This is a genomic window from Asaia platycodi JCM 25414 (assembly GCF_000614545.1).
Lineage (GTDB): Bacteria > Pseudomonadota > Alphaproteobacteria > Acetobacterales > Acetobacteraceae > Asaia > Asaia platycodi.
In genome coordinates, this window is the sequence record NZ_BAKW01000010.1 from 97,494 (window position 1) to 105,058 (window position 7,565).

General features: G+C 55.2%; 4 protein-coding genes and 1 pseudogene. 4 read left to right on the forward strand and 1 reads right to left on the reverse strand.

The genetic code is table 11. The features are described from left to right. The first annotated feature begins 7 nt into the window (after window positions 1–7). From JCM25414_RS09285 to JCM25414_RS22460, 4 genes and pseudogenes are all read left to right on the forward strand, one after another. Window positions 8–1,423 (forward strand): sugar porter family MFS transporter, encoded by a 1,416-nt coding sequence (locus JCM25414_RS09285; protein WP_025841461.1) that lies wholly within the window; start codon window positions 8–10, stop codon window positions 1,421–1,423. Between the two features lie 345 nt (window positions 1,424–1,768). Further along, the gene (locus JCM25414_RS09290) at window positions 1,769–3,118 is read left to right on the forward strand and encodes an inorganic phosphate transporter (RefSeq protein WP_025841462.1); all 1,350 of its coding nucleotides are present in this window, start codon (window positions 1,769–1,771) and stop codon (window positions 3,116–3,118) included. A gap of 755 nt (window positions 3,119–3,873) precedes the next feature. Further along, complete coding sequence (locus JCM25414_RS18810; RefSeq protein ID WP_369346041.1) at window positions 3,874–4,659, forward strand: EAL domain-containing protein; 786 nt, start codon at window positions 3,874–3,876, stop codon at window positions 4,657–4,659. A gap of 275 nt (window positions 4,660–4,934) precedes the next feature. Then, a pseudogene (locus tag JCM25414_RS22460) lies at window positions 4,935–5,591 on the forward strand (IS5 family transposase); the annotation flags it as partial. A gap of 776 nt (window positions 5,592–6,367) precedes the next feature. Here the strand turns inward: JCM25414_RS22460 and JCM25414_RS09310 are convergent. After that, window positions 6,368–7,565, reverse strand: a 1,198-nt coding sequence (locus tag JCM25414_RS09310; protein ID WP_206777955.1) for a Hint domain-containing protein, incomplete at its 5' end; no start/stop codon positions are given.

The window sequence follows — 7,565 nt, forward strand, 5'->3', positions numbered from 1 at the left end:
CCAACACATGGCGATAGATACAGAGGCCGGAAACACTGAGGGCGGACTGGCGTCGGTTTTCGACGCAACAAAATTCAAGATCGTGGTCATCGGCGTGCTGGCTGCCCTTGCCGGCTTGATGTCCGGTCTGGATATCGGCGTCGTTGCCGGCGCACTCGATTTCTTCGCCAAGCAATATCACGCCTCGACCTTCGCCCAGGAATGGGTAGTCAGCTCGATGATGGCCGGTGCCGCCGTCGGCGCTCTCGCCGCAGGCTGGATGGCCCACACACTGGGCCGCAAGCGCTCACTCATCGTCGGTGCCTCGATTTTCGTTATCGGTTCGATCGGCTGCGCGCTCAGCTGGTCGATCCCGTCCATGATCTGCTTCCGTGTGGTCATGGGTCTGGCAGTCGGCATCTCCGCCTTCACGGCCCCCCTCTATCTGTCTGAAATCGCCAGCGAAGCAACCCGCGGCGCCATGGTGTCGACCTATCAGCTCATGGTAACGGTCGGCATCTTCATTGCCTTCCTGTCCAACACCTATTTCTCCTATTCGGGCGACTGGCGCTGGATGTTCGGCGTCGCCGCCATCCCGGCCGGTCTGTTCCTGATCGGTGTGCTTTTCCTGCCTTACAGCCCGCGCTGGCTGATCATGCAGGGGCGTCACAAGGAAGCCCGTGAAGTGCTGCTGTCGCTGCGTGAAGACCCGCTCGAAGCCGCCAAGGAAATCAAGGCCATTCGCGAGCAGCTTGAAATCAAGCAGCACGGCTTCGAACTGCTCAAGACGAACTCGAATTTCCGCCGCTCGATCGCACTCGGCATCATGCTGCAAGCCATGCAGCAGCTCGCCGGCATCAATATCATCATGTATTACGCGCCGAAGATCCTCTCCAGCGCCGGGTTCGATGCTACCTCGCAGATGTGGTGCACCGCCATCATCGGTCTTGTGAACATGCTCGCGACGTTCATCGCGGTCGGTCTTGTCGATAAATGGGGCCGCAAACCGATCCTCTATATCGGCTTCTCCGTCATGGCGCTCGGCATGGCCGCTCTGGCTGTGCTGCTCAATACAGACATGTCAGGCGAAACGTCGAAATTCATTGCGATCTTCCTGCTTCTGCTGTTCTGCACGGGCTTTGCCATGTCGGCCGGACCGCTCATGTGGGTGCTCTGCTCTGAAATCCAGCCCATGCAAGGCCGTAACCTGGGCATCTCGCTCTCGACCCTTACCAACTGGATCACCAACATGGTGGTCGGTGCCAGCTTCCTGACACTCATGAACACTTTCGGCACGTCAGGCACTTTCTGGCTCTTTGCCGGTCTGAACGCCTCGTTCATCCTGCTGACCTTCTTCTTCGTGCCGGAAACCAAGGGCATGTCGCTGGAAGTCATCGAGAAACGTCTCATGGCTGGCGAAAAGCTCCGCAAGCTCGGACGTTGAGGTTGCGCGGGGCTCTATACCCCGCCCGGAGAGAGGCTTGCCCCTTTCATCCCCCTGAATGGCGCTACCGAAGGGCGATAACCCTTTGGTAGGGGCTGGGGCGAAGCTACAGGCTTTTCCCAGGTATCGCTGTAAAATGGATCCATGCGGGGCGCTGCCCCGGCTCCGGGAAGGGCACATCCCGCTCATTCCCTAAAATAGGGGCGACGGCCCTTTGGGGGGCTTGGACAGAACTCCCCTCCTGCAGCAAAAATGAAGATTATACGAAACTTGATGCGCCTCTCTTTGCGAGAGCGGGCAAATGCCGGAAGTTGGGAAAGTCTTTACGCGAAGGCTGTCTGACACATGCTTCAATTCGCTCCTTCCTCTACCGGCTCGCTCGTCATGCTGGCGATCTGCTTCCTGCTGGTTTGCGTCTTCGAATTTGCCAATGGCTTTCATGACACGGCCAATGCGGTCGCCACAGTCATCTACACCAACTCGCTGAAGCCACGGGTGGCGGTTGTCTGGTCCGGACTGATGAACCTGCTGGGCGTGCTGCTTGGTGGGATCGCAGTGGCCTACACGCTGGTGGAGCTGCTGCCTCCCGATGTGCTGACACCACCCAACGGCAACCCGGCGGTGCCGATGCTGGTTTCCCTGTTCGGCACGGCTCTGGCGTGGAATCTCTGCACCTGGTGGTTTGGTATCCCCAACTCGTCGTCGCATTGCACGATCGGGGCGCTGATCGGCATTGCGATCGGGGATTCCTTTGTCCATGCGCGTGCACTCGGCCATAGCGTGGATTGGGGGCAGATCTGGAAGGTGCTTCGGGCTCTCGCAATTTCGCCCCTGCTCGGCTTCTTTCTGGCGGGGCTGCTCTATCTGATCATCCGCTTTGCGATCAAGATGCCCGCGTTGTTCACGCCCCCGAAACCGGACGAAAGCCCCAACCCCATCGTGCGGGCTCTGCTGATCCTGACCTGCACCTCGGTGAGCTTTTCGCATGGCAGTAATGACGGGCAGAAAAGCATCGGTCTGATCATGCTGACCATTATCGGCTTGATGCCTGCCAGCTTTGCGATGAACCCCGACCACCCGGCAGATCGCGCCCAGCTGGCGCAGATAGCCCAGCAGGCACGCCCACTGATCGAGCACTACGATCGCTACAGTTTCAAGCCCGACGCATTGGCCGCGATTGACAACCTCGTACGGCCGGATGGCCCTGCGACGCCAGCGCAGATCCGCGGCGACGTTTATGAGATCCTGTCCGGGTTGAGAGATGCGGCCGCCAATCCGGCATCGTCAGTGAGCGAAAAGGAAACGAGTGCTCATCTGGCGAAGACACTACGTCCCACTGTCGAATATGCACCCTATTGGGTGCGGATCCTGAGTGCGCTCTGCCTCGGTATCGGCACCATGATCGGCTACCGGCGCATCGTCAAAACCCTCGGAGAGGGCATTGGCAAGCGTCACCTCACCCCGGCTCAGGGCGCAGCTTCAGAACTGGTCGGTGCCGGTCTGATTGCATCTGCGGGCTATACGGGCCTGCCGGTTTCCACCACTCACATCATCACTTCAGGCGTAGCGGGCACGATGGTTGCTGCGGGCTCGGGCATCAATATGCGCATGCTCACCAAGATCGCCCTTGCCTGGATTTTCACCCTGCCGGTCACGATCACCGTCGCCGCCTGCACTTTCTATCTACTGGACTGAGGACGTTTTCATCTGAAACAGCCCGCGCAAACCGGGCGGGAAAACCACCCTGCTCCACACGAATTCAAGGGTAAAGCACTCCCAGTCGCTGGGTTCGGAACAATCGCAGTAGAGACGCCCATCGGAAACAGCGCAAAGAGAGTCGAGCGTCTTTTCGGCATGGACGAGAATCTTCAGGCCGCCAAGGATCTGGTGTCCGCATCATTAGCGCGACAGTGTCTCGGTGATGAAATGACCATAATGGGGAACAAGGTTGCAGCCGTAAAAACAGGCAAATTCGGACGGTAAGGCGCACGCATTTGAGGGGCTGATACAGCAACTCGCTGACTGCCCTATGGCGGCGTTCGACCAGCCGCGACGAGGGCCACCGGTGGGGATTATCCGTCCATAAAAATTGTATTTGCCATAACAAGAATTGCAATACCCAGAAATTTTCAGAAAATAGAACACGTTATTCAAGGTCGGAAATGGAAGATCGCCATTAAAACCAATAAAACCTTTAGTCAAAGCAATGGCATTGCATTGTCATAGCGGATGCAATTTATTTTGTTATTTTCAATATGAATGAAAATACATATTAGTAATACAGAACAATTTTATACCTACTCGTAAACAAACACTTATGCGGACAAAAAACTCAAACAGACCATCTGCCAGCGTTTTCTGGCATCCTTACCCTAAGTCAGATTCTTTTACCTTGCATGCAAGTTTCACGAACCCGTGACCTTTTGCCGCGTTCGGGAGACGCAAATCTGATGCACGGGGGTTCTGGCTCGATGATTGCTCCATTCTGGTCGCGAGGTAAGCGCAAGCTCTGCACAGGCTGCGGTGAAGGTACCGGATTCGATCTGCCGATCACCATGGCCTTTCAGCCGATTGTTGATCTCACAAACCGCCGTGTCTTTGCCTACGAAGCCTTGGTTCGCGGTGTGAATGGCGCCAGTGCGCAGGAGGTTCTGTCCCGAGTAACCCCGGAAAATCGCTATGCCTTCGACCAGAAGTGCCGAGTGACCGCTATTACCCTGGCAGCAGAGCTCGGCCTTGCCGAACAGGGGGCTCTTCTATCGATCAATTTTCTACCGAATGCCGTCTATGAGCCCAGCGCCTGCATCGGTGCGACACTTGAGGCTGCGGAGCGCGTGAATTTTCCAACATCGAACATCTTGTTCGAGTTTTGCGAAAATGAGGCTTTGGATACGGATCATTTACTCCATATCCTGCAAAGCTACGACACGATGGGTTTCAAGACCGCTATTGACGATTTTGGCGCCGGCTATGCTGGTCTCAACCTTCTGGCGCAGTTTCAACCCAATTATGTGAAACTCGACATGGGGCTGTCACGCAATATCGATAGCACTCCCGTCAAACAGGTCATGATGCGTCATACGGTTGCCATGCTCGAAGGGCTCGGTGTCATACCCATCTGCGAGGGTGTGGAGACCGCGGAGGAGGCCGGTATTCTTGCTGAGATCGGGATTTCGCTGCAACAGGGCTACGTCTATGCAAAGCCTGCTCTGGCAGAACTACCTATGGTGCATTGACCTTGCTAACGCTCCGGCATCACTTCGAAAGAAAATCTTTTCGATCAAGCACGCGGTATTTATTCGACTCATACGGACGCCCCCATCTCCAATCTGACGCGTTTGAGTTAAGCCGATCCTTAGTCTTCTACTGATCGGGCCTCCGTCCGAGTAGACTTGCATAAGTCCGTATCAATGGAACGGAGTTATGGGACGTATATGCACGCTTCTGGCTAGGCTCAGGACCCATTGATTTGGTGGGTAAAGCTGATTCAGGCTCTTTGAGGAGATTGAAGATGAGCGACCTGTATTGGCTGACGGACGAGCAGATGGCGCGTCTGGAGTCGTTTTTCCCATGGAGTCATGGCAGACCGTGTGTTGATGACCGGCGTGTATTAAGCGGGATCAACTTCGTGAACCGCAACGGGCTGCGCTGGCGGGATGCTCCGCAAGAGTATGGCTCGCGTAAGACGCTCTACAATCGTTAGAAACGTTGGGGCGCCATGAGGATCTTTGCCCGGATGATGAATGTTCCGGCCGCCGGCAGACTCGATCACCTGACAATCATGATCGACGCGACCTACCTGAAGGCGCACCGCACGGCCTCAAGCCTGCGAATAAAAAAGGGGGCGCAGGCCGCCTGATCGGGCGGACCAAAGGCGGCATGAACACGAAGCTGCACGCCGTGACAGACAGGAATGGCCGCCCGATCAGATTCTTCATGACGGCGGGCCAGATCAGCGATTACACCGGGACCGCTGCCCTGCTGGACGATCTGCCCGCTGCAAAGTGGCTCCTGGATGATCGCAGTTATGATACCGACTGGTTCAGGGACGGGCTGGAGGAAGAGGGGTCAGCCCCTGTATTCCAGCACGACGTCCGTGAGCTACGACAGATGCCCGACCGTCTTCTTTTCCGCCGTCTGCCTCGCCGCTACCGGTATGTTCTGGCTACGAGTCCTGAACCTAATGCTGTATTGCTCAAGCTCTCCCCCGTTGCGTCGATCATACACCTCCTGCTTGAGAGCGGCTTGCATCCGCTGGGGCATGTCTGCAATACGGATGAAGCCTAGCTCCTTGTGTACGGACGGGTTGCCGTTACTCTCTTGCAGTGGGCCGCCCGCGACCTTGCTATGGTGGGCGAGCACAAGTACTCGATTGCATCTCGGCCTATGAAGCGCAAATCACCGCTAATGGACAATGCAGCAATCAGCCAAGCTGGGTTTGGAAAACTGATCTGAAAGCGAAAGACCAACGTGCAGGCATACGTCTTCTGAAGTCAAAACTGGAAAGGCACAGCGATACCGGGAGAGGATCTGCAGTCTGCTGATCAGCGCCCCAGCCATCTGGACGCGATATCCGCCATAATTACATCATGGTACGCACATGAACTCGTCGCCACGAAAACGACACGCCAAAGTCTCCTACACCAGCATACGCAAAGACATGATGGCAATGGGTCGCATCAACCGCTTGGCACGGTGTGCAAGCGTGATCGCTGCCAATCCAGTGTCCGAGGACATCAAGGAGCAACGCGAACCCATTTGCCCTATCGCATTTCACGACCTCACCCACCCGATTCGCCCCCCCCATTGCAACGTGACGCGTCGATCTAGGGCGTTTTCCAGCAATTCGATCGTATCTCGGTAAAGACAACCGGAATTTATGTCGACTGGCTGCTATGGCGATAAGGGGAGAGTAGCGTAGATCCGATAACACACGACCGCACCTCAATGAAGAGAGTATTTACCCCTGTGTTCCCTGAAGCGCTCACAGTCATCTAGCACCTCGATCGCAAGCACGGCTTCTCCCGCTGGCTCGTTACGTTGGAGTTTGAGATCAGCTTCACCCACCGTCCAGCGACACATTCCTGTCTCATACGATGACCACCCATGCACGTATCTGTTCTCGAGATGACTCCTCTGGGAAGATGAAGAGGACGCCTCGTAAATTGTGATGTTACCAACTAACAAGCCAAGCCTGCGTCGATCCTCAATGTGAACACCAACCATGTCGTACGGCCGAGCCGCAGATGAAACAATCTTCAGAGTGTCGATATTAGCTGGAACCCTAAAAGAAGTCGTACGACCATTTACACCACGCTTCACAAGCTCTTGACCATCCGCACTGAAAACTTGGAACGCCAGAGGCGCAGATTCTGTGAGCGTAGCCGGAGAACTATCCAGATCATATTTATTACGTATACGCTCAATTTTTTCTGGGTCGGTACAGAGTGTCATTTGGCGGGCTGGACCCATCTTCAAGAAAGATTTATTATGAATGGTTATCATATCTCTGAAGATACAATGGGCAGATCTACTAACTAAACTTTCTATCGGCAATCCATTGGCGTCAATCACGTAATGATCGTGTAAATCAATGTGATAATATTTATAGCACTCGATCTTCGTATCAAATGCTATTTTCTTACCATCGACAAGACTTCGGGCCATCACCAGCCTCCCATCAAAGTCGATTGCATGATCCCCCGTCACCCAGAGATCTGCATCAGGCTTATTGTCGCCAAGAGCATCCTTTCTGATCACTACAGGATATCCTGCCATGTCAGGAAACTCACTCTTGGACACCCGGCAGAACCCGATAGAAAGCGTTTTGATCGGGCGCCACGCTAACGTGCCACCGATAAGAACACCTATTCTGTCTTCGACGCGCAGCGTCTCTACCGCACGATACCCTTCTTCCGTGAGTATCATTGCTCCAGCCAGAAAACAGGGCATGTTGGCGTGTATGGTCGGATCATAAGGTCCAGGCGACGTCACACCACCCGGAATACGCTCGTAAGAGGTGCTCTCATTTCCAGCAATATTCTCCAGACGGAGCGATATGCTAGCCCCCCCGAAAGAAGGGAACGGCATCGTCCCGGGGATAGCGCCATTTTGGTTCGACCACCTAACCTGAGATGGATCT

Excerpts from the sequence above, each read along its gene's own strand:
- JCM25414_RS18810 (WP_369346041.1), top strand. The coding sequence starts at position 3,874 with ATGCACGGGGGTTCTGGCTCGATGATTGCTCCATTCTGGTCGCGAGGT.
- JCM25414_RS09285 (WP_025841461.1), top strand. The coding sequence starts at position 8 with ATGGCGATAGATACAGAGGCCGGAAACACTGAGGGCGGACTGGCGTCG.
- JCM25414_RS09290 (WP_025841462.1), top strand. The coding sequence starts at position 1,769 with ATGCTTCAATTCGCTCCTTCCTCTACCGGCTCGCTCGTCATGCTGGCG.